Origin of the sequence: Undibacterium sp. CY21W, assembly GCF_014284265.1 — a bacterium.
GTDB lineage: Bacteria > Pseudomonadota > Gammaproteobacteria > Burkholderiales > Burkholderiaceae_D > Undibacterium > Undibacterium aquatile.
The window spans coordinates 11,841-37,839 of record NZ_JACOGE010000002.1 but is presented as its reverse complement, the minus strand read 5'-3'; the positions used below and the strand labels follow the sequence as shown (position 1 = coordinate 37,839).

Sequence of the window (25,999 nt, the reverse complement as noted above, 5' to 3'; positions counted from 1 at the left end):
AATGTGGACGCGATGCTCTTGCATTTGATACGTCATACAAGACCCATCATCGAGCCAGGTATTTGTTACGGCCAGTCAGACGTTGCCGTTACTTCATCGGACTGCATGTCTCTGGCTGCCAGTTTAAAACCACGCTGGTCAGCACATGTGCCCGTATATTCCAGTCCTTTGCAACGTTGCACACGGTTGGCAGACTTGTTGCATCCGACACCGCTTATAGACCCTCGTATCATGGAGCTGAATTTCGGTCATTGGGAAATGCAGGCGTGGGAACAGATTTCCCGTTCAGAAGTTGATGCCTGGGCTGCTGATGTCGTTCATTATCGTCCCGGGCAACAGGAAAACCTTGTGCAGATGGCTGAGAGGGTGAGTGCGTTTCTGGGCGATTTACATGCGGCAGCGGAGCCGGAGGCGGTGATTGTTTGCCACGCTGGCGTCATTAAAATGATTGCCGCGTGGGAGAATGCTCTTGGAAGTGTCGGCATCGCGCAACGGGCGGCGCAGAGTAAGGATGAATTTTCATATGGTTGTTGTATTGATATTAATATTGTCATGTAGGATATGAAGGTTGGTTTTCCGTTCTGAGCTAAGTGCGGAAACCTATGGCACGCTAACCGGTGACATTATTCTCATGATAGAACTCAGACGAGCCCCGCGTATCAATGTGAGCTGGCGTTGCGGCATCAGAATGCCGGATGGTCATTTGTTGTTGTGCCGGGCCGTGAATATTTCCGGTGAGGGCGTGTTAGTGCAGTGCCCTGAAAGTTTGCAACTCACACAAATCTACCCGATGATGATAGAAATCCCCGGTATCGCGAACAGCGATGACATTTTCCGAGTTGCATGCAAAGGATCTGTCCGGCATATCATTTTGAGTGGTGATCACTATCATGCCGGTATGCATCTGACAAATATGTCCGATTTGCATTCAGAGCTGGTCAATGCCTGGATTTCCAGAGCGAATAAGTTTGCTTCTTGATAAGATTATCTTGCTGTTGTCGTCATGTTGTTTTCACCCCCATCCTTGCCCGACTTGTCATCTGCCGATAGAATGACGGAGTTTTGGTGCTCGCGGACATGTTCATGTCTGCAGTTAAACGGGAAACACGATGTAATTCCGGAAATATCCAGAGATCTGCGTGCGCAATCGGCACGATAAAAGACAGATCACCGGATTTCACGATGAAAAGCAAGAGTGTGCTGCCCCCGCAACGGTGTACAAGTTGCTGTATTTCTTTCTGTAGATTGATACAGCCAGCCATTTTCCAATACCACTGTGCGTTGATGCATGGGAAGGTCAGATGGTGATATTTGTCAGCCCGGATACCGGCCAGAATAAGTGAAGTGATACGGCAGGCATTTTCTGCGACGGCATACGCTGTGCAGAAATATTTGACGTTCGCTTTGTTGAATACAGCCTACGGGGACGTTGGCTGTATGCCTCGCTTATTTTCTACATCATGAACTCTGTATTCAAACCTCTTGCCCTCGGTCTTGCCGTGGCTGCCGCATTTCCTGCATCGTCTGCATTTGCCCAATCGATTTCTGTTTCTACCGCATCCAGCGTAATTATTACCGCGGGTCGTCAGCCGCAGGCCGCGATCGATGTTCTCGCCGACAATGTCGTGATCACTGCTGAGCAAATTCAACAATCAGGCGCGGCATCCGTCGTTGATCTGCTGCAACAACAACGCGGCATAGAAATCAGTCGCAATGGCGGTCCTGGTAATAATTCTTCTGTATTTATGCGTGGTGGTAACAACACGCAAAATCTGGTGTTGATCGACGGTGTCCGTGTTGGTTCTTCAACTACCGGCGGTGCGACCTGGGCGACAATTCCGCTAAGTCAGATCGACCATATTGAAATCGTTTATGGCCCTTTGTCCAGCCTGTATGGCGCGGATGCCATGAGTGGCGTGATCCATATTTTTACTAAGAAAACGCCGGGTGTGTTGAATACGACAGCTTCGCTTGGTGCCGGCAGTTACGGTACGCGTAAAGTACAGGCCGGAGTTTCCGGATCTGTCAGCAGTAATCTGAGCCTGGCGCTGAATGTCGCGCATGACGAAGATGAAGGATTTTCTGCAACCAAGACAGGTAACCCCGATAAAGACGGCTACAAACTTGACAGTGTCAGTCTGCGTGCCGACTACGAGGTCAGCAAAGACCTGGAGTTCGGTGCCAAGTTTTTACAAAGTCGTTTGAATGCCCAGTTTGATTCAGGAGCTAAGAACGATTACAGCGTACAAAACTTAGAAACCATTTCTGCTTTTGGTAAGGGACGCATTAACGATATCTGGACTGCCTCTTTGCAGTTTGCACAATCAACCGACAGAACCTTTACTGATGCCTCTTATGGCAAGAGCCAGATCGATACGGTGCAGAATCTGATCACTTTTCAGAACGATATTCGTATCGGTAAAGACGTACTGCAACTGTTGGCGGAACGCCGTGAAGAAACGGTGGATACCACGACTGCCGGACTCAACGGTGATCGCAAAACCGATTCTCTGGCAGCATCCTATGTCCTGAAACATCAGGCCCATCTCGCGAGTGCAAGCGTGCGCTATGACCGCAGCTCGGTCTATGGTTCTCACACCACGGGCAGTGTTGCTTATGGCTATAAGCTGAATGACTCGTGGCGTGTGAATGCCAGTTATGGCAGCAGCTTCCGTGCGCCGACGTTTAACGAGTTGTATTACCCGGGTTATGGCGTTGCCTCGAATAAGCCCGAGCAAGCAAAAAATGCCGAAGCAGGCATTTATTATGAGCTTGGCGATACGCAACTCAGCGCTGTTTATTATCAGAACAAGGCGACAGACTTGCTCGTCAGCACTAATACCTGCCCTGTGGATGTAAAAGGTCATCCTTACGGTTGTGCTTACAACGTGAATAAAGCCACGATGTCTGGTCTGACTGTGGGGGCGAACACTCGTCTGGGTGACTGGAATCTGCGTGCTTCCGTCGATATTCAAGACCCGAAAGACGATACATCTGGTTTGCGCCTTGCCCGTCGCTCCAAAAAGCATGGTTCCCTGGCAGCAGAGTACACCATAGCGAATGCCAAAGTCGGTGTAGAAACCGTGTTGTCCGGTAACCGTTTTGATGACGTCGCAAACACAAAAACTTTGGCCGGATATGGCTTGCTGAATATTTACGGCACGTATGAGGTTGTGAAAAATCTGACGGTGATTGGCCGCTGGAATAATGCGCTGAATAAAGATTATGAGCTCGCCAAAAACTATGCAACAGCGGGATCGAGCATCTTTGTTGGATTGAATTACGGCTTTAAATAATCAAAGCAAAAATTGAATCGCGAATTAAAGCGGTATTCAACATGAAGAAGAATCTGTGTCCCAATGCGGGCGCAGATTTTTTCTTCATACAGATTTTTTTATTGATCGGGCTGTACATGCGCAACAAGTTTCTTTTTTTCAGCTCGCCGCCGACGCAGGATGGTTTAATGCCTGCGAGCCGGGCGAAGCAACATGCCAGTCTGATATTTGGTTTTCTGCTGTTTTTCACCTTCGCCAGCATTGTATTTGCTGGCCTCACAGGTTCTGTCGCGCTGAGTTTTTCCGAGCTGGCTGATGCTGCTATGGAATTGATGCGCGGCCCCGCCAATTCTCTTGCCGCGAGTTTGCTTGAATTGCGACTTTCGCGTGCATTCACAGGATTCATCACCGGTGCCACGCTTGCCTTGTCCGGCGTCATGATGCAGGCCTTGTTGCGTAATCCTCTCGCAGACCCTTATGTACTGGGCATTTCCGGCGGAGCATCTGTCGGCGCGCTGGCCACAATCTTATTCTATGGCGCGTTCTGGATGGTTGATCTGGCTGCGTTCGGCGGGGCGCTTGCGGTTGCCTTGCTCTTATTCGGCCTCGCCTATCGTGATTTCCGTGGCAGTGGCAGCAGCGATGGCAGCGCGCCCGTGTTATTGCTGACCGGCGTAATTGTCGCGTCCGGTTGCGGTGCATTGATTACCTTGATGTTGTCGGTAGCACCCGATAGCCGTTTGCGCGGCATGGTGTTCTGGATGATAGGTGATTTATCCGGGGCGCAGTCGCGCTATTTGCCATGGGTGGTCGGCGCTGGCGTATTTTTGTTTGCGATGCGAAATGCGCGTGCGATCAATATTGCAGCGATGCATGCGGATGTCGCTAGTACGCTGGGCGTGAATATAGGACGTTTGCGTCAGCTCTTATTTTTATGTTCGGCCTTACTGACGGCCAGCGCGGTCAGCACAGCGGGCAGCATAGGATTTGTCGGCCTGATTATGCCACATGCATGTCGCTTTGCTCTGGGGCCAGACCACCGTTTATTGATCCCAGCTGCAACGCTGGCGGGTGGCAGTTTTCTGGTCCTTGCCGACACGATTGCGCGTACCGTGGTGGCACCACAGCAGTTGCCGGTGGGGGTAATTACCGCAGTCATCGGCGTGCCTGTGTTTTTGCTGCAATTACACCAGTTACGTCGCCGCTAGCGAGAATGGGAATACAACGATGAAAACCCATCATTTGAATTTAACGGCAGGCAAACGTCTGCTGGTGCAGGGCCTGAATTGGCAGGTAAACGCGGGCGAATGCTGGTGCATTATTGGCCGTAATGGTGCCGGTAAAAGTACCTTGTTACGCACACTGGCAGGCTTGCGTCCGGTGGAATCTGGAGACATTTTTTTAGATGGCAAATCGCTGTCGGTCTGGCCGCTGGCAGAGCTTGCACGTGAACGTGCTTTTTTATCGCAATCCCGCACCGATGCATTCGGTTATTCGGCCATCGAAACGGTATTGAGCGCACGTCATCCTTACCATGATGCTCATTACTGGGAGTCCTGTGATGACATGCAGATTGCCTTAGACACAATGCGCGAACTGGACGTTGCCGATCTGGCGCAACGTGATGTCCGCAGCTTGTCTGGCGGCGAACGGCAGCGTGTCGCAATTGCCGCCTTGCTGGCGCAGGATGCGCAACTCATGCTGCTGGATGAACCTGCAAACGCACTCGATCTTGCGCATCAGGTGAGTGTCATGCAATTGCTGTCGCGTTGTTGCCGCGAAAAAAATAAGTCCGTCATTATGGTCAGTCATGACCTGAATCTTGCCCAACGCATTGCCAGTCACGCCTTGTTGTTGATGGGTGATGGTCAATGGCTGGCCGGCAGCGCAGAAGACATGCTGACCGCAGCACAATTGGGCGCTTGTCTTGGTTATCCGATAGAGCGCTTTGAGCATCACGGTCAGATACTTTTTATCCCGAAAAATTAAATAATTATGAGCGACCTTCCTTCTGCACCGATTGCTTCATCTATCGATAGCGACAATATCAACACTCGTCATCAGCGCCGCATGGAACGCAAGAAGGCGCTGATGGATGAAAAAATTCAGCAGGCCCAGCGCACGACAGGTGTGTTGCTGATTCATACCGGCAATGGCAAGGGTAAGAGTTCCAGTGCATTTGGTATGGTGATGCGCGCATTAGGGCATGGCATGAAAGTCGGTGTTGTGCAATTTATCAAAGGGGCAATGTCAACCGGAGAAGAAATTTTCCTGCGTCGTTTTCCTGATGAAGTCGAGTTCTACGCGATGGGCGAAGGCTATACCTGGGAGACGCAGAATCGTGATCGTGATATTGAAAAAGCGACGGTCGCATGGGCGCAGGCAAAGAAATTTCTGAGTGATCCCGGCATCGGCCTGGTGGTGTTTGATGAACTCAATATTGCGCTGAAATACCATTATCTGGATCTCGATACGGTGATTGCCGATCTGGATGCCCGTCCTGAAATGCAGCATGTGGTTGTCACTGGTCGCGGTGCGTTACCGGAACTGATTGCGATAGCAGATACCGTGACAGAAATGAATGCCGTAAAACATGCATTCAAAGATGGCATCGTGGCGCAGGCGGGAGTTGAATGGTGATAGCTCAGGCAAAAGTGGTGTTGGTATCTGCGATCGCGTCCGGACAAGGAAAAACAACGACAACGGCGGCGCTTGCCCGCAAGTTGCGTGGACAAGGCAAGATCGTCAGAATTTTTAAAACCGGGCCGGATTTTATCGACCCGATGATACTGGAGCGTGCAGGCGGCGCCCCGGTCTATTCACTTGATCTGTGGATGGTCGGCCAATCAGCATCGCAAGCCATGCTGGCGCAGGCAGCGCTGGAAGCGGATGTGATTCTGATTGAAGGAGTGATGGGGCTGTACGACGGCAGACCGTCTTCCGCCGATCTGGCGCGTGCTTTTGCCGTATCGGTACTTGCGGTGCTGGATGTTGCTGCGATGGCGCAGACCGTGGGCGCGCTGGCGCTGGGCTTGCGCGACTTCGGGCCGGTTCATCTGGCCGGCGTGATCGCTAACCGTGTTGCCTCTGCAGGGCATGGAAAAATGGTGGCAGCCGCGATGCGGGACATTCCTCTGCTTGGATGCCTGCCACGCCAGGCCGAAGTGCTGCCTGAGCGACATCTGGGGCTGGTATTGCCGGAGGAAGTCGGACAGATCGACGCCATGCTCGATACGATGGCAGAGCAGCTCGATCTCGATATGCAGGCATGGGATGCCTTACCTGAAACCCAGTTTGCGCTTGCCGCCCCTGTCGCTATTCCTCGTTTGTTGGAGGGGAAAAAAATTGCGGTTGCCCGTGATGCCGCATTTGCTTTTATCTATGCCGCAAATCTGGATACTCTGCGCATGCTGGGTGCAGAATTACTGTTCTTTTCTCCGCTTGCCGATCAGCCTGTTCCTGCCCAAGCCGAGGCCGTTTATTTGCCTGGCGGTTATCCCGAATTACACGCGGCGACCTTGAGCACTGCGCAACAATGGATAGCGTCGGTCAAAGCGGCGCATGCTGCCGGTATGCCGATATTGGCCGAGTGTGGCGGCATGATGGCACTGACGGAAGGATTGATTGATCACGACGGAAAACATTGGCCTATGGCGGGTTTACTGAGCGGTGAAGTGCACATGCAGAAAAAACTTGCAGCACTCGGCGCACAGGCATGGCATTTTTCTGACGGAGATTTACGCGGTCATACTTTTCACTATTCGCGCTTCGACACATCGCTGCATCCAGTTGCGCATACGATCAAAAATGCGCATTACTCCGACAGCGATCAGGGCGAGGCGATTTATCAATGCAGGCATTTGCATGCCTCATATTTTCACGCCTATTTCGCCTCAAACCCGGTCGCCGTCGCACGCTTGTTTTTAAGGACTTGAGATGAGTCGCAGCTTGATTTTTGGTGGTGCCCGCTCAGGTAAAAGTGCGTATGCAGAACAACTGGCGCTTCGTCTTTCTGCGGAAGGTAGCAAGCAGGTGATTTACCTCGCAACGGCAGCGGCGGCAGACAGTGAAATGCAGCAACGCATTGTTCATCACCAAAGTCGCCGCCCGACTGATTGGCAAACCATAGAGCAAACAACCGCGCTGGGTGCAGCGATACAGGAATACAGCCAGCCCGAAACCATCTTGCTGATTGATTGCCTGACCGTCTGGCTGTCGAATTTATTATTTTCAGAAAATGTGAAATTTCCTGAGATCGGCCAGATTACGCCACCAGCATTATTCGCTGAACAACGGAGCGAAATGCTGAACGCGCTTGAACAGGCAAAGGGCGACGTCATCTTGGTATCGAACGAAGTAGGCATGGGGATCGTCCCGATGGGGGCGATTTCACGCTGGTTTGTGGATGAAGCCGGGCGTTTGAATCAGGCAGTGGCCGCCAGTTGCGACAAGGTCGTCTGGGTTGCGGCGGGCTTACCTTTATTTTTAAAGGGCGCACCATGCTGATGATGACGGGCTTGACTACCGCTTTGTGTTTGCTGTTCGGTGTCGTGCTGGATATGGCATTCGGCGAAGTCAGAAAATGGCATCCGCTGGTGGGTTTTGGTCATTTGGCAAATCGGGTCGAACAAGGCCTGAACCGCGCATCGGCAAGCTGGTGGACAGGGGCTATTGCCTGGATGCTGGTCGTGCTGCCGTTCGTGTCGTTAACTCTACTGGCTTTGTGGTTCGCCCATCATTACACGACCTGGCTGGCACCTGTATTGCATGGAACCTTGCTGTATTTCTGCCTCGGCTTACGCAGCTTACGCGACCACAATTTGCCGATACAGCAAGCGCTGTTGGATGGCGATCTCGCGACGGCACAAAGGCTGACATCGTATATCGTCAGTCGTGATACCGATGATGCGGACGAAGAATATCTGGCCAAAGCCAGCGTTGAATCGGTGTTGGAAAACGGTTGTGATGCAGTATTCGGTACCTTGTTCTGGTTTATGGTGTTCGGTGGTGCCGGTGCCGTTTTATATCGTCTGGCAAATACCCTGGACGCCATGTGGGGTTATCGTTCCAGCCGGTTTTTACGCTTTGGTTGCGTGGCGGCACGTATTGACGATGGCTTGAACTGGCTGCCTGCACGCCTGACAGCGCTGACTTATGCCGTTCTCGGCAACACGCGTCTGGCCTTGCAGTGCTGGCAGCGGCAAGCACCACGCTGGCCCAGCCCGAATGCGGGTCCTGTCATGGCAGCGGGAGCCGGTGCGCTGCATCTGACCTTGGGCGGTAATGCCCGCTACGATGGTGAGAATGAAAACCGTCCACTGTTAGGCAAAGGCAAACTGGCGGCAGCGTCGGATATTCAACGTGCATGGCAACTGGTTTTCGGTGGCACTCTGCTGTGGCTCGGCATCATCGTCCTGGCAGCGTTGTTTTTAAGCGGGATTTTATATGCTTAAACATGGCGGCAATTTACGTGATGCAGCAAAGATGTTTGCTCGTCCGCTCGATGACTGGCTGGATTTATCGACCGGCATTAATCCGCATTTTTATCCGGCGCCTGTGCTTGCGCCAAACGCCTGGCACCGGTTGCCTGAATATTCCGACGATTTAATCGATGCCGCGCAGGCATTTTACGGCGCGCCGCGCATGCTCGCGGTGGCTGGTAGTCAGGCAGCAATTCAAGCATTGCCGCGTTTGCGTCCGCTCGCGCGCGTGGTGGTGTCTGCACCGTCTTACGCTGAGCATGCGTATCAATGGCGGCAGGCCGGACATGCGGTGAGAGAAACCCGTTACGAGGATTTGCACGACGCCGTGGCAAATGCCGACGTGGTGGTGTTGTGTAATCCGAATAATCCTACCGGTGAGGTGATCGCTTCGGCGCAACTTCTGCAATGGGCTGAACAACTGGCGCAGCGCGGTGGTTGGCTGATCGTGGATGAGGCGTTTACCGATACTTTGCCGGAGATCAGTGTCGCAGCGCACACCCGGCGTGAGGGGGTGATCGTCTTGCGTTCAGTCGGCAAATTTTTTGGTCTGGCTGGCATCCGGCTCGGTTTCGTCGCAGCCTGCGATGCCTTATTGGAGCGCCTTGCGAATTATCTTGGCCCCTGGACTATCAGTGGCCCAGCGCAACAAATTGCAGTCTCTGCTTTGTCGGATACGAGCTGGCAACAGCATCAGCGACTGCTTTTACAGCGAGAAGGTGAACGCTTGCGCTGTCTGTTGATGCAGCAAAACTGGCAATGTTCCGGCACGGATTTATTTCAATGGATCAGTGACCGCCACTTACAACAGCAAAGTCAGACGCTGTGCCACTTCATGGCAGAACGCGGCATCTGGTTGCGCTGGTTTGAAGAAGGGGCGCACAGGCCGCATGGCGTGCGTTTCGGCTTGCCTGCAAATGAAGCCGGGTGGCAGCGTTTGCAATTGGCCTGTGCTGAATGGACGAGCCAGATATGAGCGTCAATCTCAGTCGTAACAATGAGAGCAAAAAGAGAGTAAAAAAGAGAGCAACTACGTGAACTTATTTTTCTGTCGTTTTTTCGTATTGGGTATCCTCGCTCTGTTGTTGTCAGCATCGGCGCAGGCGGCGATCAGTGTGACGGATGACCTTGGTCATACCGTCAGTTTAGCCAAACCTGCACAGCGCGTGATCAGCCTGTCACCGCATGTGACGGAATTGATCTTTGCTGCTGGCGCAGGTGACAAAATTATCGGCACAGTCAAATACAGCGATTATCCTGCAGCGGCAAAAGAGATTCCGCGCATAGGCGATAACCGGCAGTTTGATCTGGAACGCATTATGGCGATGAAACCTGATTTGCTGGTGATCTGGATGCACGGTGCTTTTGAGCGCCAGTTAGAAGTGTTGAAACAATCGGGTGTCCCATTTTTTTTCAGCGATCCGCAAAAGCTGGAGCAGATTCCTGACACCATCCTCAAACTCGGGAGTTTGCTCGGTACCGAAAAAGCAGCGCAACTTTCAGCGAATGATTTCCGCCAGCAGTTGCAGCAACTGCGTGCGCAGTATCAGGGAAAGGCGAAAGTGCGTACTTTTTATCAGGTATGGCACAAGCCTTTGTATACGCTCAATGATAAGCATATTGTCAGCGATGCGATACGTGTTTGCGGCGGTGAAAATATTTTTGGCAAACTGAATGTGACCGCACCTGTCGTCAGCGTTGAAGCCGTGTTGCAGGAAAACCCGGAAGTGTTAATCAGTGCGGAAAGCCGCAATCAGGCTTCTAATGGTATCGACCAATGGAAAAACATGACGTCGTTGCTGGCCGCAAAAAACAATAATCTGGTACTGATTGATGGCGATCTGGTGAACCGGTCCGGCCCACGGATTATTGATGGCGCTAAAGCGATATGTGAAGCGCTGGAGCAAGCGCGGCAAAAACGCGAGAAATCTGCGACTTCACCACAAGGAAAAAAATGAATACCACCCCTTTGTTTGAGCGTATCGCCTGCTTATCTACCGAAGCCGTGGAAGTTTTATATGCGCTCGGTGCCGAGGATTGCATCGCAGGTATTTCCGGTTACACCACAAGACCAGCACGTGCCCGCGATGAAAAGCCCAAGGTCAGTGGTTTTTCCTCTGCGCAGATTGAGCGGATACTGGCAGTGAAGCCCGATCTGGTGATTGCGTATTCCAATATGCAATCCGAGATTGTGCGCGAACTGATCAGCGCTGGTATTGAAGTCCATGCGTTCAATCAGCATCATGTTGCAGGTATTCTGCACATGATCAAAGTGTTAGCTGCACTGGTAGGGAAACAGGAGCAGGGTGCGCAGTTGATCACAGAACTGCAGGCGCAAATCGATGTTATCCGCCATCAGGCTGCACAGTGGACGCACCGACCGAAGGTTTATTTTGAAGAGTGGAATGAGCCGCTGATGTCTGGTATCGGCTGGGTATCTGAGTTGATACAGATTGCCGGTGGTGACGATGTGTTTGCCGATCTGGCTGGTTTTCATAGCGCCAGACAGCGCATCATCGCAGACCCGGCCGAAGTGGTTCGACGCGCGCCGGATATCATTATCGGCTCATGGTGCGGAAAAAAATTCCGGCCGGACAGTGTGGTTACACGCGAAGGCTGGGATGCGATTCCGGCTGTTCGTCATGGGCGGGTACTGGAAATAAAATCGGCAGACATACTCTCGCCGGGGCCTTCGGCAATCCAGCACGGACTTCTGCAATTGCATGTACTGATTGCGGAGTGGCAGGCCTCGCAACCTTTGTCTGTAACACGTTCGTCAGTTGCCCCGGAAGTCGCGGCTTAATTCCGTGGAAATGAACAGGATAGTTTTTTCTTTTTTTTATTTGCCTCGGTGTTTGCCGGAACCTTTTAAGAAAGCGTAGTCGCATGCAGATTTCTACTTTAATGGTACAGGGCACGACGTCGGATGCGGGCAAAAGTACGGTGGTTGCGGCGCTCTGTCGCTTGTTGCAGCGAGACGGTGTGAGGGTGGCGCCGATGAAGCCGCAGAACATGGCGCTCAATAGCGCCGTGACGATTGATGGCGGCGAGATCGGGCGCGCCCAGGCTTTGCAGGCCATCGCCGCCGGTGTGCCTGCCCATACTGATATGAATCCTGTGTTGTTGAAACCCTCGTCCGATACCGGGGCGCAAGTCATCATTCATGGCAAGGTGCGTGCAGACATGGATGCGCGCGATTACCACCAGTACAAAACCATTGCGATGGGGGCTGTGCTGGAATCGTATCAGCGTCTGCAACATCAATACGACGCGATTATTGTTGAAGGCGCAGGCAGCCCCGCCGAGGTGAATCTGCGTGATCGTGACATTGCCAATATGGGATTTGCGGAAGCGGTCGATTGCCCGGTGATACTGGTGGCGGATATTGATCGCGGCGGTGTCTTTGCCCATTTCATTGGTACGCTGGCGTGTTTATCTGAATCCGAGCAACAGCGCATTGTCGGCTTTGTGATTAATCGTTTTCGTGGCGATATCCGCTTGCTGGAACCAGGGCTGGAATGGCTGGAACAAAAGACTGGTAAACCTGTGCTCGCAGTTTTGCCGTATCTGCATGGCTTACAGCTGGACGCCGAAGATGCGATACAGCCGGCACAACAAAGTAGCGGAAAATTCCGCATCATCGTACCTGCGATACCGCGTATTTCCAATCACACGGATTTTGATGCCTTGCGTGCGCATCCCGATGTTGATTTACAGTTTATCGGCCCTGATCATGCGATCCCGCCTGCTGATCTGATTATTTTGCCCGGCAGTAAAAATACCCGTGCCGATCTGGCATTTTTGCAGCAACAGGGATGGAAGCAAGCGTTGGAAAAACATCTGCGCTACGGCGGCAAAGTGATCGGCATTTGCGGTGGCTATCAGATGTTGGGACAGATCATTAGCGATCCGCATGGTGTCGAAGGTACAGCAGGTGATTCGGATGGTCTTGGTTTGCTGGATATCACAACCGAGCTGACGCTGGAAAAACGTCTGCAACAGGTCAGTGGTCGCTGTGCTTTCGGGTTTGCCGCAGACGGCGCACCGGCGGCAGTGCAGGGCTATGAAATTCACATGGGGTTGACATACGCCAGCAATGAAACCTTGCCCGCATTTCACCTGAATGGCGAGGACGAAGGCGCCCGCTCACCGGATGATCTGATACTCGGCACCTATCTGCATGGATTATTTGACCACCCGGAAGCTTGCAGTGCCTTGCTGGCATGGGCGGGTCTGCAAAGTGATGCAGTCGTTGATTTGTCTGCATTACGCGAACAGAGCATTGATCGCGTGGCAGATGCCTGCATACCGCTACTCGACGCTTTGCGCGCCTTATAGCCGGAAGGAGTGAGGACCACAGCTGTTGAAAGTGATTGTGAGTTTGTTGTCTTCATGCGCATAATGAGCATCTTACCTGTCGGTATTTATGTCGGCGGCATGCTCGCTTTTGCCGACACTTAATGACTTCTCACCCTACTACTCGCTCTCACTATCATGCCTTTACGATTACTGCGTCCACTTGTTCTGGCTTTACTTTTTTCGTCATCTGTCACGTATGCAGCTGATGCCCGGCTGTTTCAGTATTCGACGATAGATGCTTTGCTCGCCGGTGCGTATGACGGCAATATTTCTGTGGCTGAATTAGCCAGACACGGTGATTTCGGTATCGGTACATATAACCGTGTCGATGGCGAGATGATACTGATCGACGGCGTGTTCTACAAAGCAAAGGGCAATGGCAAAGTAGAAACCGTGCCACCGCAGGAACTTTCTCCGCTGGCGATTGTGACTTATTTTCAGCCGACGAAAGAAATCAGCCTGGCAGGCGTGGCGACGCTGGCCGAACTGGAAGCCCAACTCGATGCCAGTCTGAGTAATAAAAACGCTTTCTATGCGATACGCGTTCAAGGAAATTTTGCGGAGATGACCACGCGAGCCATCGATCCGCAAAAGAAACCTTACAAACCTTTGGCTGAAGTCACTAAGACTCAATCAGTTTTTAAACTTGGCAGCACCTCAGGGCAATTGATAGGATTTCGCAGTCCCGCATTTGTCAAAGGCTTTAATGTGCCGGGTTATCACTGGCATTATTTGTCTGATGATGTCAGTCATGGCGGACATGTACTTTCCTTGCAGCTGACGGCAGGCAAGGTAAAAATCGCCACGATTTCTACGGTTGAATTACAGGTGCCTGATACTGAAGGTTTCATTCATGCCGATCAGTCAAAAGACCGGGCACAGGAATTACACGCAGTCGAAAAAATCCGGGAGTAAAACATCGTGTTTTGATCTGACGATACCTTTGGGTGCAAAAGTTAATACCTTGTGTTTCATGCAATGGATCAGACTCAATTGCATTACACTCATTTTTCTTTTGCCCAGGGTAAGCAATGCGTAAATTATCTGTATGGATGACGGGAGTCTGTGTCGGGTCTGTCATAGCGTCGGCGCAGGCGTCGGAGCCTGCGACAAATCCTGCGACAAGTTCTGATGAAGTCGCGGCATCATCGGTACAGATTTCAGCAACCCGCGACCCGGAATTGAAATCTTACCGGCAATTACTCAAGGGTTTAAACGCTTACGAATCTCATCTGGCAAAAGCCCCCGGTTCTGTCTTTCGTTTCCAGTTAATTCCTCAGAAGTCGGATGTCAGTCTGCATGATGTCGGCTTGCGTATCGTCAGCGACGACAGTTCGATACCGATTCCTGTCGCGAACGATGGCGGTTTCACCTTGCCGCGTGATAAAAAAGCGGAAGCCGATAATGCAGATTTACTGACGAATCAGAAGAAGGGGAGCTTTCGCTGGCGGCCGGAAGTTCGCAGCGCCGGATTGACTGCCAACACGCGCCGCCTTGGTGACCTGCGTCTGGAGTGTGAAATACGTTGGGCAGTCGAATATGATGAGTTGCCGTTCTTGCGACGGAATATGTTTCGAGCGGCTGGTGGCCCATGTCATTCATCAATGATCACGGTCATTTATTTCTCACCGTTTAAAAGCAGTACTGTCACACTGGTGTCCGGCGAGCGCAAGATGGTGCTGACATTGCTTGCTGATGGCCTGCGTTATTCACCACCATTGCATGAGCAGAGTTGGAATGATGACGCTGTAATTGTGTTTGAACCCGTCGCCCGGCAATGACCTGCCTTCAGACAGGTATAGGCGGCGTTGACGATCAATGAACCGCTTCTTTTCTGTTTAATTAATCGGCGTAGCTGACGATGACACTAAACTTTGCGAGGGAAAGATGGGCGGTCAGTGCATTGAATAAATTGTTGGCGGCGCTTACTTTTTAGCGCCGTCCTTTGGTTTCCAATCGTCTGCCAGCGCTTGTGCTTCCGCGATCTGATCTTTACTCATTTTTTTTGCGACATAGTCGCGATAGAGCACCGCGTCATCGTAGTCTCCGGCGAGCGTCAGCCATTTATAGGCTTCCGTCAGATCAATGCGAAGACCTTTTCCCTTGAAGTACATGAGGCCGAGCTGGTATTGTGCACTGGCATTATTTTGCTCGGCGGCGAGTTCAAACAGTTCGCGGGCTTTTGTGTAATTGAGCGGCGCGCCCTGGCCATTCACATATAAAACACCAAGGCTGTATTGTGCGTCGGCGTAACCGAGTTCTGCTGCTTTTGTGAACCAGATAACGGCGGTCTTGTAGTCTGGTGCAACGCCTTTGGCTTTTGCATACATACGCGCCAGATTGACTTGCGCCCGGACATTATTTTGTTCCGCAGATTGCTGAAACAGTGCGCGTGCTTTTTGATAGTCTTGCTCTATACCTTCGCCGTTCAGATACATCAGTCCAAGGTTAAATTGGGCATCCGCGTTGCCTTTGTTTGCTGCGGACTGAAAAGACTTCGCGGCTTCGGTAAATTCCTGTTGCTCATACAAAGCGACACCATCCTCGAAATCACCGGCACAGACACTTTGCAATGTGAATCCTGACAGCGTGATGACGGAGAGTGCAACGAGGTGCTTGAAAGGGCGCGAATTCATATACAAGTCTTGGGGTAACGGAAAAATAGCGGATAAGGGATGAGCTATTCTAGCCGCTTTTATTTTGCCTTTGCGACCGGATTTAAAAATCCTTCACATAACCAAAATTCAGCCTGCCGTTTCTGTGCTGACCTTATCCCAGTCATTTTCATCATCGTATCGAATCAACCAGTTCACCACTTTGTGCCATTCATGCACGACCACGGCATCCAGGCGGCCCGGGGTTGGCTTGCCAGTGATGTGGGCGTGGCGTACTGCCCAGTGCATGCGATACAGCAGATCAGCCCAGTCAAGCAATCCGGACTTTGAACGCAGATGAATTTGTGATCGCAGACTATCCGGGTGACTGGCAATTTGTTGCCACAATGGTTCTGCGATCGCCTCTTTGTAACAACCATCAGGCATACCTATGGTTTTTTGTATGCCGCAACACCACGCCAGAAAATGCAATGCGTTTGCGGATAACGCCGGGGCTGACATCGCGGGATCAACTGAATGCTCCCGCATCAGTTGCCGTTCACCTTCGGAAAAATACGAATCGAGCTGCTGCGTATGAATGACATCAAGCACCGTCGCCCGTTGTGGCGCTTGCTGTAAGTGCCAGATGGAAGTCAGTGCGACCAGACGTTGAAAAACTTCGTCATTGCTGCGCAGTTGAATTTCATCTTCACTCTCGATGAGAGGTAATTGCAGATTGATACGTATGCCACGTTTGTGCAGCGTCAGTTCTGACAACTCTTTTCGCAGTTCCGGAGATTTCATAACAGACAGAGATAAAAAAGGTCTGAGATTGTAACAGTGCCGGGCTAATATCCCTCATCTTGCTCTCCGGATGAAATCAATTTTCATCAAACTGGATGCCGGAAATCAGCATGTCATCCATGATTTGCGACTGAATACGCAAATTTATGGAAGCAGGAAAATGGGGGAGATTAAACGTTATCAGATCTAATTTGATCTGATAAGACCTCTGTCAGCGGATTGTTATAGCCTATCAAAAGGCGAGTGCTTCTTCTTGTATCTCCGGCTTTACGCAGTGACTCAATTGCTCAATCACATTGTCGACACTGATGGCATCGACCCAGTCATGACGGTGAGTCGAGGTAATCACTTTGCTGTGAATCTGATCGAACGGCGCCCATTCAGGATTTTTTTGACGCATCAGCGCAATCACGGGCACATGTACTGCATTAGCAAGGTGCATCACAGCGGTTTCAACAGAAATGATTAAGTCGCACCAGCTCAGCATTGCAGGTAGTTGAAAGAAATTTTCCTGCGCTGAAAAAAACTGGGTATTTTTCAGATTGTATTCTTTTAAGGTTGCCTGAGTCTGTGCCAGCTTTTCTGGCGGCGCGCTGACGACGAAACATGCGCCACGCCAGGCTTTCATTGCTTGCATGGCTTTAATTAATTCGGCGACTTTTGCCAGCGGCCAGCAACGCTTATTAATCTTGGCAAACGGATTAATGAATACCACTTTGCATTTGGTTTTATCGAAACCCCATTCTTCCAATTGCAAGCGTGCTTGCTGCAGCCACTGTTTTGGAATGTTCACATACGGGAATAAGTCTTCTTCTTTGCTCTCGATTCCAAACGCCTGGTTAAACCAGTCTGCATAGATCGTGCTGATGTGCACTTGCTGACCTTGAAAGCGGTTTTCCAGAATCGTGGCATCTAATTTTTTGTAGGCAAAAAGATGATGTAGCTTCAACAGGCTGACCGGTTGTTTGATTCCAGCGATATACCCTTGCGGACTGAGTTTGCGCGCCAGCGAAGCATAGTGCTGAGGACGCAGAATGGAGAGTGAAACAACGATGGGATATTCCTCCTCTTTCGCTTCCTGAATACTTTCCGCCAGCAATGTCGGGTTGTAAGTACGGCGATAAACCTTGCTGAACAAATCACAGTCGCTGACCCAGTCATACAGCGCATATTTTTCCAGAAATGGCCATTGGCGTTCATCGCGGGTGCGGCGTAACTCATCCACCCACAAATGCATTTCGATATGCGGATATACCTGTGAAAATGCCTTAAAAGAATTTTGTAAATAGCTGAAGTCGCCGATAGCGAGCGGCGCGACGAATAATATTTTTTTTGTTTTTTTGAGTAAATCAGCAGGAATTTGTTGCGTGGACATGAAAGGGTGGTGCTTTTCAGAAGATGGAATTGTACTGACTTGGTTACAGTTTGACACAGATACGGAAATTTGGTTCCGTTGCTGACAGGAAAACATATTCGCGATTGTGCTTAAACAGTGAAGCATCTAATGCGAAATGGAATTCCATAGTGTGAAATTAACGCTGTAATTGCGACGAATATTTTATCTCATTTTCTGAAAATGTATTTCATATAGCAAAAATATGAATTTAACTTATTGAATATAAAAGAAAAAAATTAAGTTATATGTCTTATATAAGAGTTGGCTTGGTTTCCGAAATGGTCTATCATTAACCCATACAGTTTTGCTTCAACCTGCTGTTTTACCGGTTCGATTCTGAACAGATAGGGCGGCACACGATATTGCTTCGTTATTGCTTCGTTAATTTTTTTACCTCTCTAGGAGATTCACATGTCACAGTATCAAGACGACATCAAAGCCGTTGCCGGACTCAAAGACAAACAAGGTAGTGCCTGGAACGCGATCAACCCTGAATCCGCTGCACGTATGCGCGCTCAGAACAAATTCAAAACTGGCCTGGATATCGCACGCTACACTGCGAAAATCATGCGTCAGGATATGGCCAATTACGATGCCGATCCTTCCAAATACACTCAGTCTCTGGGTTGCTGGCACGGCTTCATCGGTCAACAGAAGATGATTTCTATCAAGAAGCACTTCAACAGCACTGATCGCCGTTACTTGTATCTGTCTGGCTGGATGGTTGCTGCATTGCGTTCTGAATTCGGCCCATTGCCAGATCAGTCCATGCATGAAAAAACTGCTGTTTCCGATCTGATCAGAGAACTCTACACTTTCCTGCGTCAGGCTGATGCACGTGAACTGGGCGGTTTGTTCCGTCAACTCGATGCTGCTGAAGGCGCTGCTAAACAAGCGATTCAAGACCAGATCGACAACCATGTAACGCACGTAGTGCCTATCATCGCTGATATCGATGCCGGTTTCGGTAATGCTGAAGCGACTTATCTGTTGGCAAAACAGTTCATTGAAGCCGGTGCATGCTGTATCCAGGTTGAAAATCAAGTTTCCGACGAAAAACAATGCGGTCACCAGGATGGTAAAGTCACTGTTCCTCACGAAGATTTCCTCGCGAAGATCCGTGCGATCCGTTACGCATTCCTGGAACTCGGCGTGGATGATGGCATTATCGTTGCACGTACTGACTCTCTGGGCGCTGGCCTGACCAAACAAATCGCGGTAACAAATCAACCTGGCGATCTGGGCGACAAATACAACTCCTTCCTTGACGTTGAAGAAGTATCAACAGACTCCATGGCAAATGGTGACGTTGTGATCAAACGTGATGGCAAACTGCTGCGTCCTAAACGTCTGCCAAGTAACTTGTTCCAGTTCCGCGCTGGTACAGGCGAAGAGCGTTGCGTACTCGATTGCATCACTTCTCTGCAAAACGGCGCAGACTTGTTGTGGATCGAAACTGAAAAACCACATATCGCTCAGATCGGCGGCATGGTCAGCGAAATCCGTAAAGTGATTCCAAATGCGAAACTGGTTTACAACAACAGCCCATCGTTCAACTGGACACTGAATTTCCGTCAACAAGTATTTGACAGCATGCAAGCAGCAGGCAAAGACGTATCAGCCTACGATCGCGCTAAGCTGATGAGCGTTGATTATGACAATACAGAACTGGCGATCACTGCTGATGAAAAAATCCGTACATTCCAGGCTGATGCAGCCCGCGAAGCAGGTATTTTCCATCACCTGATCACTTTGCCGACTTACCATACTGCTGCTTTGTCCACTGACAATCTGGCTAAAGAATACTTTGGCGACCAAGGTATGCTGGGTTATGTTGCTGGCGTTCAGCGTAAAGAAATCCGTCAGGGTATCGCTTGCGTGAAACATCAGAACATGTCCGGTTCCGACATCGGCGATGATCACAAAGATTATTTCAGCGGTGAAGCTGCATTGAAGGCAGCTGGTAAAGACAACACAATGAATCAGTTCTGATAAAACTGCATGGTGAGCCTCAGGCTCACCATGTTCATAAAATAAACCCTGAAAATTGCTTGGCAGTTTTCAGGGTTTTTCTATGGGAAACCGATATCTGAAGTGGGCATTCGCGTTCTAAATGCAAACACTGATGCCAGCGTCAATGCAGACGCCAGATGACCGCTTAATGTAACGGTGCTCTGTCCGGTGCGACGAATGCCAGACCTTCTTCAAAGGAGCGCAGCACCATATCGACATGTTTATTCACCACCGATTGTTCTGCCAGATTTTCTTCAGCGAAAAGACGAATCGTCACAATCAACGCATGTGGAAGATTGCTGCGAAGCTCCTGCACGATGGGTATCCATTCCGTCAGAGTGGAGGCCAGCGGATAGGTGATAAATACCGTAGATACGATATTTGCGCCATCTGCCCCCGGATCTTCCTGATGGTCGCCAAAAGAAAAGCTACGCGCATCGATGTTTACTTCCCGTAGTGCCATTACGAACAGCTCGCTCAGTAAATCATCGCGTTCGCTTTCAAAACCTGCACATAAAACGACCGAGCGGGATGGCACATTCAGTGAGCCTTGCCAACGTCCCAGACGTTTTTTGCGCATCTGACGTAAATGCGCGCCGACATTTGCATCCAGCACGGAAACTGAATGTCGCTTGCGATTTTTATTGTCGCCATAGGAGCCCTGACTGACTGTTTCAGCGAGTGTGGCAATCGTTGCGCGAATCTTATTTTGCTGTGTTTTCTCCAGCAATCCATTTTCAAAATCATGTGCTCCAAGAGAAAGTCCCGGAATCAGGATGTGATCACAATATTTGGCAAAACTGAATTTACGCAAAAACACTTGCGCATCGCTGACGATAGCATCGGTATCTGCGGCCAGTAAACGATGAAAAAAACGGTGTGCCTCATCCACGTTCGGCGTGTCCGCAAATAATATCGTGATCGGTTCCAGCGCGCTGACATGACGCCCGGCAACGACCAGACATAAAGTCAGCGGCGTTGACAGCAGCAGACCAATCGGCCCCCACAGCGCACCCCAGAACAAGGCCGATACCATCACGGCGAGCGGTGATAGTCCAGAACTGTGCCCATACACTTTGGGCTCCACCCAGTTCGCGACCAACACTTCGGTCGCACCGAAAAAGGACATGCAGACGATCGCCAGAGTCCAGCCGGGATCAATCGCTGCGACGAACAGCGTAATCATGCCCCCCGCAATCAATGCACCCAGATATGGAATAAAACGTAATAAGCCGCTCAAGGTGCCGAACAGAAATGCATGCGGCACACCCACCGCCCATAAGGCGATGGAGACGATGATCGCGAATGCAGTGTTGACCAGAAATTGCGAAAAGAAAAAGCGCGAGACGCCTTCCGTTGCGTCCCCCAACGCCTTGATCGTGCGGCCAACTTCGCTTTGCCCTGTCAGGCGTATCGCCCGATCACGCAAAGATTCGTGATCAAGCAGAATAAATATCAGCAATACAAAAACCAGAAACGCCTCGCCGACCGGTCCGGAAATGGATGACAGCAAACGTGTAATCGTCTCTGTCGTGCTTGGTTGCGGTGTGCGAATGACGACCGGAACTGGCTGGCTTTGTCCTGCAAGTAAAACCCTTTCATTTGGTGTTGCCGGTTCTGCCGCCGGAAAATTATTCGATGATACTGCCTTCATTTCCGCCTCGATGTGCGCAAATGGCCGCTCAGTGATCTGCCTCACCATTGCCAGCTTGGATTGAATCGCCGCGCGATATTGCGGAATTTCAGTCGTCACGCTGACTAACTGCGAGGCCAGAATCACACCTATGCCAACGAGGCCCGCAGCGACGAAAAGCACCGCACTGAAGGTAGCAGTGATACGCCCCAGTCCGAATCGTCGCAGGCTGCGTATCAGCGGTGCGATGATCAGGCTCAGTATCGATGCCAGTACGATAGGTTCCAACACCTCTCGTCCAAAATGCAGCAGAGCCAGAACGCAAATAAGACTGACCAGTGACGTCGCGGTTGAGCGTGCAACAGAAGGGGAATTAGGCATGTGTAAATCCGGAAGAGGCAATCGTAAAACGATAAGGCTGCGAAACAGCGATTATATTTAAAGCGGCACTGAATGGTGCAGCATTATCAGTGTGACATAAAAATTTGTTGCACTGACAGGCGCTTGCGGCGCAATCTGCTGCGAGAGATAAATGATAACGAACGATGATGAATGGATACGAACGAGATATGGGTGGTGAATATGGGCGATGATATAAGTCGAGCCCGAACGCCCGAAGACTGATCACGTCATATTATCGAGGCGCTTGGCGACTGCGACCAGCCATTGACGGATAACGGTTTCGTCTTCCGCACAAACGTCGGCCAGTAACTCTTTTTCAGCGGCACTGACGGCTGCTTTGCAGTGCTTTAGTAAACGCCAGCCAGCAGGGGTCATCTGAATAATTTGTATCCGTCCATGTTCTGCATGCGGTGATCGAGAAACGATTTCTGCCCGTTCCAGATTACTGATAATCACACTCATTGTTTGCGGTGTCAGTAACGAGAGCCGCGCGAGCTCGGCACCCGACGCATCGGGATATGCCGCCAGCATCGTCAGCACCGAAAACTGAGGCAGCGTCACGCCCATGTCTTGTAAAGTTTTCTCCATTCTGATTCTGTGAACCGCATGTGCCTGCCTGAGCAGGTAGCCAATGTGGCCGTCTTCGCCGCGTTTGCCTTCGCCTATTGCGGGAATGGATGTGCTGTGCAGTCGCGTCTTGCGCATGATGTAAGAATTCGTATATTATTGTTCGAATTTTTATATTAACTCTTTTGCTCCCGATATGACAACACTAATGCAGCGTGGATTTGACTGGTCATCCTATGAAAAAACAGCGCCGGGCGTGATCGCGGCGCTGAGCCAATTGGGTAAAGCTATTGATGAATCCGGCTTGGAAAAATCGCTGACGGAACTCATCAAACTACGAGCATCACAGATGAATGGCTGCGCATTCTGCCTGCAGTTTCATTTAAATCTGGCACGCAAAATACAGCTGCCTCAGCACAAAATTGATTTACTGGCGGCGTGGCGGGATACGGAAATTTATTCTGTCCGTGAACGTGCCGCACTGGCATGGACGGAAGCGCTGACTTTGATGTCGCAACAGCACATCGCGACGGAGGTGTATACGGAATTGGCTGCCTCGTTCAGCCCGACCGAAATCGCTTTTCTGACTGCCGCGATCGGTGCCATTAATGCGTGGAATCGCATCGCTGGCGCTTTGCAGTTTGCTCCGCCTTTTCCTGCCAGTTCAGCGGCGCGCTAATTTTAGGATTTTAAGAAATTTGAGAAAATGTCTGAGCATTTCTCGCCACTGTTTGCGTCAGATGCACTCATCGTGGAATGAGACTGTCGCCAGATTGATCGTGCTGTGAAATACTCACGCACTTCATCAGCGACTGGCGCTGTTGGCCATCGGTCAGCGTGCCGTAGTCACAGCAAGAATCAGTGCAGCTAAGCCTTCGCCATCAAGGAGTCACAGAGAAATGAACATACGCCCTATGCAAAAATACCTTGGAAGTTGCCACTGTGGTGCCGTGCGCTTTCAGATCGAAACAGATTTTCCGGAGTTGACGATGTGTGATTGCAGCATCTGCCGCCGTAAAAATGCGCTGATGGTCAAGGTGCATGAAAGTCAATTTCAATTGCTGGCGGGCGAAGAGTCGCTCACCGAGTATCAGTTTCACACCAAAACCGCGCGGCACTTCTTTTGCAAAGTCTGTGGCATCTATCCATTCCACCGCAAGCGGGTGACGCCCGATAACCTCGGCATCAACGTCCACTGCCTCGAAGGCTTTGACCCAACGGACATCCCCGTGCGTCAAGCGGTCGGCGCCGCCATGTTGTAAGCCCTGCGCACATCTGCGGCACCGCTACGCACGTAGTTTTGCCATATCGCATCCATGTCCCGCCGCCAAATCCATAGCGCAGGCATCGTAAAACGCCTGCGACATGCTTTTTTTGTGCTTAGCGCGTCTGAAAATACTGGGGGGAGTATATTTAAACCCCCTTATTTTCTGCTGAGAATAAGGCATTTTTGACACATACTCCCCTGTTTTTATATAAATGATGGGAATGAGCGAGTGATTTTGCGCTTGCAGCTACCTGACTTACAATCTACCCATTGTTTCGAGATCGGCATTCAATGGAAATAGCTCTTTGATGCCCTCGTGTTAAACCTCAGGACTCTAAAAACTTTGCAACGTGTTCTCTTTATCTGCAGCATGAACCGCTGGCGCAGCCCGACTGCTGAACAAGTCTATTCTGATCATCCAGGCATCCAGTGCGCATCGGCAGGCCTGAATCGCAACGCTGAGAATCCACTGACGCCCGAACTCGTGGAGTGGGCTGAATTGATCTTTGTGATGGAGCGAAAGCATAAGACGAAGCTATCCAGTGAATTTCGGCCGCACCTTCTTGGTAAGCGGGTGATCTGTCTGAACATCCCAGACAACTACAAGTTCATGGATTCAAAGCTCATTGCATTGCTCCAGGCAAAAGTTGATGCGTTTCTTCCTCATCAGGGCTAGTGCTTTAATTGCTTAATTTAGCTCCATCGTGTCGACACGTTTTTAACAAGGCTTAGCTATACCGTCATCTGTATTTTTTACATCCCTGCATCTCAAATTGACCTATATGCCCAGACTCCGGTAGCTATCGTCTTCAAATTATCAATACGCGATGGTTTGGTCTTAGTCTTAGCAGGGCCTGTTTGGTCGTAAAGCATGCGTGCGTGCTTTACGATGCTGATCTGCGAAGGGGCTCATCAAATGAGTTATGCAGCGGGAAGATGGGGCTGGGAGGGCTACTTTATTATAAAACGCAGAATAAATTCGCCGGGGAAAGAAAGGGCAATACCCGTGAAACCAAAAGAAAAAAAGCCCTTGAAAAAATCAAGGGCTTTTCTAATTCGAAGGGGGCTGTCGAATCATCCTCTAAAACCCGCATGAATAAACGATCTAAAATTTTCGAAAATGCCACATGGATGCAACCATGGATGCAAAAATATTTTCTTACTTTATTTGTTGTAATTAATGCACATACGATCTAAACCCCTAGGGGGTAGTTTTCTCTCTCCATAAATTCATAGTTAAGCTAACGGTTTCCGCCTGTGCTTTTTTAGACTTTTGACCCACCCCACCCCATCCAAACTTATACCCCCCTTGCATATACGCAAACTAGGCACAATCCGGGGTCATGGCACCCGCGTATCTATCCGATGAAAAAGGACCCAAGAATTTTTTAGGTAAGGGACTTAACCGATTTAACCTGCTGCCGGTTAATTTAACTATGTTTTGACATGTGCGGCTAAGTTATCGGCGGGGTTTGAACTACCCCCATTATGAAACGCTCATTAAGGAACCGTTCGTACCAGCAAGTTAAAAAAGGAAGGAAGTACACAGCCGCCAAACATCTGGGCAAAACTCGGGGTCTTCGCGCCCACAGTCTTTAAAACAAAAAAAGAACCTAAGAATTCTTTACGCCCATATTGGATAGGCGCATATAGTCTAGCATCGTTTTTGTTAATGGATTCCAGAAAGGCTGGCAATTCATCTGGCGCAATGGCGGCAAAGTGTCCGGCCTTCACTGGTTTAAGTACGTCTTTCAGGTCGGCGGCGGGGTTCCGGTTCTCAATGCCGTGCTGATTCGCATAGCTGAATACTCGGGCGCATGTCGCCTTCAAGCGGTGCGCGACTTCACCAGCGCCGCGCTCTTCAATCTTGCGCAAGGCCGCAATCATTTGCTTGTGCGTTACTTCGCTGATAGGGAGTTTGCCTATCTCTGGAAAGATATCTTTCTCCAGCCGGTTAATGGTGTCCTTGGCGGTGGCCGCACTCCATGCGCTCAGACGGGTGCTATGCCATTCACGGGCAATTTTCTCAAAGGTGTGGGTGGCAGATTCAGCGGCAAGCTGCTTTTTTTCGTCGCGCTCGGCGGCGGGGTCGATACCATCTTTCAGCAACTTAGATGCAGCCAGACACTTAGCCCTTGCCTCGGCCAGACCGATCAGCGGGTACCGTCACGACCTATCTAGGATTTAATTATCTGCAAAATCTGAATCC

At 50.5% G+C, this 25,999-nt stretch carries 26 protein-coding genes and 1 riboswitch; of the genes, 20 read left to right on the top strand and 6 right to left on the bottom strand.

The annotated features are described in order from the left end of the window. Positions 1–12 precede the first annotated feature (12 nt). The 15 genes from H8K29_RS04780 (at position 13) to H8K29_RS04710 (ending at position 14,895) form a co-directional block, all read left to right on the top strand. Complete coding sequence (locus H8K29_RS04780) at positions 13–558, top strand: histidine phosphatase family protein (RefSeq protein ID WP_186896650.1); 546 nt, start codon at positions 13–15, stop codon at positions 556–558. 10 nt (positions 559–568) lie between these two features. Next, positions 569–979 (top strand): PilZ domain-containing protein, encoded by a 411-nt coding sequence (locus H8K29_RS04775; RefSeq protein ID WP_186896649.1) that lies wholly within the window; start codon positions 569–571, stop codon positions 977–979. Positions 980–1,046: 67 nt separating this feature from the next. Beyond that, positions 1,047–1,350: riboswitch (cobalamin riboswitch) on the top strand. Positions 1,351–1,460: 110 nt separating this feature from the next. Beyond that, positions 1,461–3,296, top strand: coding sequence for a TonB-dependent receptor domain-containing protein (locus H8K29_RS04770; protein ID WP_186896648.1), 1,836 nt, complete (start codon positions 1,461–1,463; stop codon positions 3,294–3,296). Between the two features lie 167 nt (positions 3,297–3,463). Next, positions 3,464–4,483, top strand: a complete 1,020-nt coding sequence (locus tag H8K29_RS04765) for an iron ABC transporter permease (RefSeq protein ID WP_186897129.1) — start codon at positions 3,464–3,466, stop codon at positions 4,481–4,483. 19 nt (positions 4,484–4,502) lie between these two features. After that, positions 4,503–5,264: an ABC transporter ATP-binding protein gene (locus tag H8K29_RS04760; RefSeq protein WP_186896647.1), complete on the top strand. Its 762-nt coding sequence runs from the start codon at positions 4,503–4,505 to the stop codon at positions 5,262–5,264. 6 nt (positions 5,265–5,270) lie between these two features. Beyond that, on the top strand, positions 5,271–5,915 hold the full coding sequence (gene cobO / locus H8K29_RS04755; protein ID WP_186896646.1) for a cob(I)yrinic acid a,c-diamide adenosyltransferase: 645 nt from the start codon (positions 5,271–5,273) through the stop codon (positions 5,913–5,915). Continuing rightward, on the top strand, positions 5,909–7,210 hold the full coding sequence (locus H8K29_RS04750; protein ID WP_186896645.1) for a cobyrinate a,c-diamide synthase: 1,302 nt from the start codon (positions 5,909–5,911) through the stop codon (positions 7,208–7,210). The genes cobO and H8K29_RS04750 overlap by 7 nt, the downstream gene beginning before the upstream one ends. Before the next feature lies 1 nt (position 7,211). Then, entirely contained in the window at positions 7,212–7,781 is a 570-nt protein-coding gene (gene cobU / locus H8K29_RS04745; RefSeq protein ID WP_186896644.1) for a bifunctional adenosylcobinamide kinase/adenosylcobinamide-phosphate guanylyltransferase, read from the top strand. Further along, entirely contained in the window at positions 7,781–8,728 is a 948-nt protein-coding gene (cbiB, locus tag H8K29_RS04740) for an adenosylcobinamide-phosphate synthase CbiB (protein WP_186897128.1), read from the top strand. The genes cobU and cbiB overlap by 1 nt, the downstream gene beginning before the upstream one ends. Next, positions 8,721–9,731 carry a threonine-phosphate decarboxylase CobD gene (gene cobD, locus H8K29_RS04735; protein WP_186896643.1) on the top strand — a complete coding sequence of 337 codons (1,011 nt, stop codon included), beginning with the start codon at positions 8,721–8,723 and terminating at the stop codon, positions 9,729–9,731. Before cbiB ends, cobD begins: the two co-directional genes overlap by 8 nt. Positions 9,732–9,789: 58 nt before the next feature. After that, the gene (locus H8K29_RS04730; protein WP_186896642.1) at positions 9,790–10,713 is read left to right on the top strand and encodes a cobalamin-binding protein; all 924 of its coding nucleotides are present in this window, start codon (positions 9,790–9,792) and stop codon (positions 10,711–10,713) included. Then, positions 10,710–11,558, top strand: a complete 849-nt coding sequence (locus tag H8K29_RS04725; RefSeq protein ID WP_186896641.1) for a cobalamin-binding protein — start codon at positions 10,710–10,712, stop codon at positions 11,556–11,558. The genes H8K29_RS04730 and H8K29_RS04725 overlap by 4 nt, the downstream gene beginning before the upstream one ends. An 83-nt stretch (positions 11,559–11,641) precedes the next feature. Then, entirely contained in the window at positions 11,642–13,093 is a 1,452-nt protein-coding gene (locus H8K29_RS04720) for a cobyric acid synthase (protein WP_255423262.1), read from the top strand. A gap of 156 nt (positions 13,094–13,249) precedes the next feature. Next, on the top strand, positions 13,250–14,029 hold the full coding sequence (gene budA, locus H8K29_RS04715; protein WP_186896640.1) for an acetolactate decarboxylase: 780 nt from the start codon (positions 13,250–13,252) through the stop codon (positions 14,027–14,029). Between the two features lie 116 nt (positions 14,030–14,145). Continuing rightward, complete coding sequence (locus tag H8K29_RS04710; protein ID WP_186896639.1) at positions 14,146–14,895, top strand: hypothetical protein; 750 nt, start codon at positions 14,146–14,148, stop codon at positions 14,893–14,895. A 144-nt stretch (positions 14,896–15,039) separates the two neighbouring features. Here the strand turns inward: H8K29_RS04710 and H8K29_RS04705 are convergent, their stop codons facing one another. The 3 genes from H8K29_RS04705 to H8K29_RS04695 form a co-directional block, all read right to left on the bottom strand. After that, entirely contained in the window at positions 15,040–15,750 is a 711-nt protein-coding gene (locus H8K29_RS04705; protein ID WP_186896638.1) for a tetratricopeptide repeat protein, read from the bottom strand. Positions 15,751–15,858: 108 nt separating this feature from the next. Next, the gene (locus H8K29_RS04700) at positions 15,859–16,512 is read right to left on the bottom strand and encodes a DUF4272 domain-containing protein (RefSeq protein ID WP_186896637.1); all 654 of its coding nucleotides are present in this window, start codon (positions 16,510–16,512) and stop codon (positions 15,859–15,861) included. Between the two features lie 232 nt (positions 16,513–16,744). Next, positions 16,745–17,887, bottom strand: coding sequence for a glycosyltransferase family 9 protein (locus H8K29_RS04695; RefSeq protein WP_186896636.1), 1,143 nt, complete (start codon positions 17,885–17,887; stop codon positions 16,745–16,747). A gap of 432 nt (positions 17,888–18,319) precedes the next feature. On the opposite strand from H8K29_RS04695, the gene H8K29_RS04690 reads away from it, so the two are divergent. Further along, positions 18,320–19,900, top strand: a complete 1,581-nt coding sequence (locus H8K29_RS04690) for an isocitrate lyase (RefSeq protein WP_186896635.1) — start codon at positions 18,320–18,322, stop codon at positions 19,898–19,900. 166 nt (positions 19,901–20,066) lie between these two features. Here the strand turns inward: H8K29_RS04690 and H8K29_RS04685 are convergent, their stop codons facing one another. Together H8K29_RS04685 and H8K29_RS04680 are read right to left on the bottom strand one after the other, a co-directional pair. Continuing rightward, the gene (locus H8K29_RS04685; RefSeq protein WP_186896634.1) at positions 20,067–21,935 is read right to left on the bottom strand and encodes an AI-2E family transporter; all 1,869 of its coding nucleotides are present in this window, start codon (positions 21,933–21,935) and stop codon (positions 20,067–20,069) included. A gap of 243 nt (positions 21,936–22,178) precedes the next feature. Beyond that, positions 22,179–22,661, bottom strand: coding sequence for a MarR family winged helix-turn-helix transcriptional regulator (locus tag H8K29_RS04680; protein WP_186896633.1), 483 nt, complete (start codon positions 22,659–22,661; stop codon positions 22,179–22,181). A gap of 58 nt (positions 22,662–22,719) precedes the next feature. Here H8K29_RS04680 and H8K29_RS04675 point away from each other — a divergent pair, with 58 nt between their 5' ends. The 4 genes from H8K29_RS04675 (at position 22,720) to H8K29_RS04660 (ending at position 24,987) form a co-directional block, all read left to right on the top strand. Beyond that, on the top strand, positions 22,720–23,202 hold the full coding sequence (locus H8K29_RS04675; protein ID WP_186896632.1) for a carboxymuconolactone decarboxylase family protein: 483 nt from the start codon (positions 22,720–22,722) through the stop codon (positions 23,200–23,202). Positions 23,203–23,437: 235 nt separating this feature from the next. After that, complete coding sequence (locus H8K29_RS04670) at positions 23,438–23,785, top strand: GFA family protein (RefSeq protein ID WP_186896631.1); 348 nt, start codon at positions 23,438–23,440, stop codon at positions 23,783–23,785. Positions 23,786–24,133: 348 nt separating this feature from the next. Continuing rightward, on the top strand, positions 24,134–24,466 hold the full coding sequence (locus H8K29_RS04665; protein ID WP_222611415.1) for a low molecular weight protein tyrosine phosphatase family protein: 333 nt from the start codon (positions 24,134–24,136) through the stop codon (positions 24,464–24,466). Between the two features lie 203 nt (positions 24,467–24,669). Then, complete coding sequence (locus H8K29_RS04660; protein ID WP_186896630.1) at positions 24,670–24,987, top strand: hypothetical protein; 318 nt, start codon at positions 24,670–24,672, stop codon at positions 24,985–24,987. A 303-nt stretch (positions 24,988–25,290) separates the two neighbouring features. On the opposite strand, the gene H8K29_RS04655 is transcribed toward H8K29_RS04660, so the two are convergent. Beyond that, positions 25,291–25,899: a hypothetical protein gene (locus H8K29_RS04655; protein WP_186896629.1), complete on the bottom strand. Its 609-nt coding sequence runs from the start codon at positions 25,897–25,899 to the stop codon at positions 25,291–25,293. Between the last annotated feature and the right edge of the window lie 100 nt (positions 25,900–25,999).

Bases quoted from the DNA above. Each gene is read 5' to 3' on its own strand.
- cbiB (WP_186897128.1), top strand. From the start codon at position 7,781: ATGATGACGGGCTTGACTACCGCTTTGTGTTTGCTGTTCGGTGTCGTG.
- H8K29_RS04750 (WP_186896645.1), top strand. From the start codon at position 5,909: ATGGTGATAGCTCAGGCAAAAGTGGTGTTGGTATCTGCGATCGCGTCC.
- H8K29_RS04720 (WP_255423262.1), top strand. From the start codon at position 11,642: ATGCAGATTTCTACTTTAATGGTACAGGGCACGACGTCGGATGCGGGC.
- cobU (WP_186896644.1), top strand. From the start codon at position 7,212: ATGAGTCGCAGCTTGATTTTTGGTGGTGCCCGCTCAGGTAAAAGTGCG.
- cobO (WP_186896646.1), top strand. From the start codon at position 5,271: ATGAGCGACCTTCCTTCTGCACCGATTGCTTCATCTATCGATAGCGAC.
- H8K29_RS04770 (WP_186896648.1), top strand. From the start codon at position 1,461: ATGAACTCTGTATTCAAACCTCTTGCCCTCGGTCTTGCCGTGGCTGCC.
- cobD (WP_186896643.1), top strand. From the start codon at position 8,721: ATGCTTAAACATGGCGGCAATTTACGTGATGCAGCAAAGATGTTTGCT.
- H8K29_RS04695 (WP_186896636.1), bottom strand. From the start codon at position 17,887: ATGTCCACGCAACAAATTCCTGCTGATTTACTCAAAAAAACAAAAAAA.
- H8K29_RS04670 (WP_186896631.1), top strand. From the start codon at position 23,438: ATGCAAAAATACCTTGGAAGTTGCCACTGTGGTGCCGTGCGCTTTCAG.
- H8K29_RS04710 (WP_186896639.1), top strand. From the start codon at position 14,146: ATGCGTAAATTATCTGTATGGATGACGGGAGTCTGTGTCGGGTCTGTC.
- H8K29_RS04685 (WP_186896634.1), bottom strand. From the start codon at position 21,935: ATGCCTAATTCCCCTTCTGTTGCACGCTCAACCGCGACGTCACTGGTC.
- budA (WP_186896640.1), top strand. From the start codon at position 13,250: ATGCCTTTACGATTACTGCGTCCACTTGTTCTGGCTTTACTTTTTTCG.
- H8K29_RS04680 (WP_186896633.1), bottom strand. From the start codon at position 22,661: ATGCGCAAGACGCGACTGCACAGCACATCCATTCCCGCAATAGGCGAA.
- H8K29_RS04780 (WP_186896650.1), top strand. From the start codon at position 13: ATGCTCTTGCATTTGATACGTCATACAAGACCCATCATCGAGCCAGGT.
- H8K29_RS04675 (WP_186896632.1), top strand. From the start codon at position 22,720: ATGACAACACTAATGCAGCGTGGATTTGACTGGTCATCCTATGAAAAA.
- H8K29_RS04765 (WP_186897129.1), top strand. From the start codon at position 3,464: ATGCCTGCGAGCCGGGCGAAGCAACATGCCAGTCTGATATTTGGTTTT.
- H8K29_RS04705 (WP_186896638.1), bottom strand. From the start codon at position 15,750: ATGAATTCGCGCCCTTTCAAGCACCTCGTTGCACTCTCCGTCATCACG.
- H8K29_RS04700 (WP_186896637.1), bottom strand. From the start codon at position 16,512: ATGAAATCTCCGGAACTGCGAAAAGAGTTGTCAGAACTGACGCTGCAC.
- H8K29_RS04760 (WP_186896647.1), top strand. From the start codon at position 4,503: ATGAAAACCCATCATTTGAATTTAACGGCAGGCAAACGTCTGCTGGTG.
- H8K29_RS04725 (WP_186896641.1), top strand. From the start codon at position 10,710: ATGAATACCACCCCTTTGTTTGAGCGTATCGCCTGCTTATCTACCGAA.
- H8K29_RS04690 (WP_186896635.1), top strand. From the start codon at position 18,320: ATGTCACAGTATCAAGACGACATCAAAGCCGTTGCCGGACTCAAAGAC.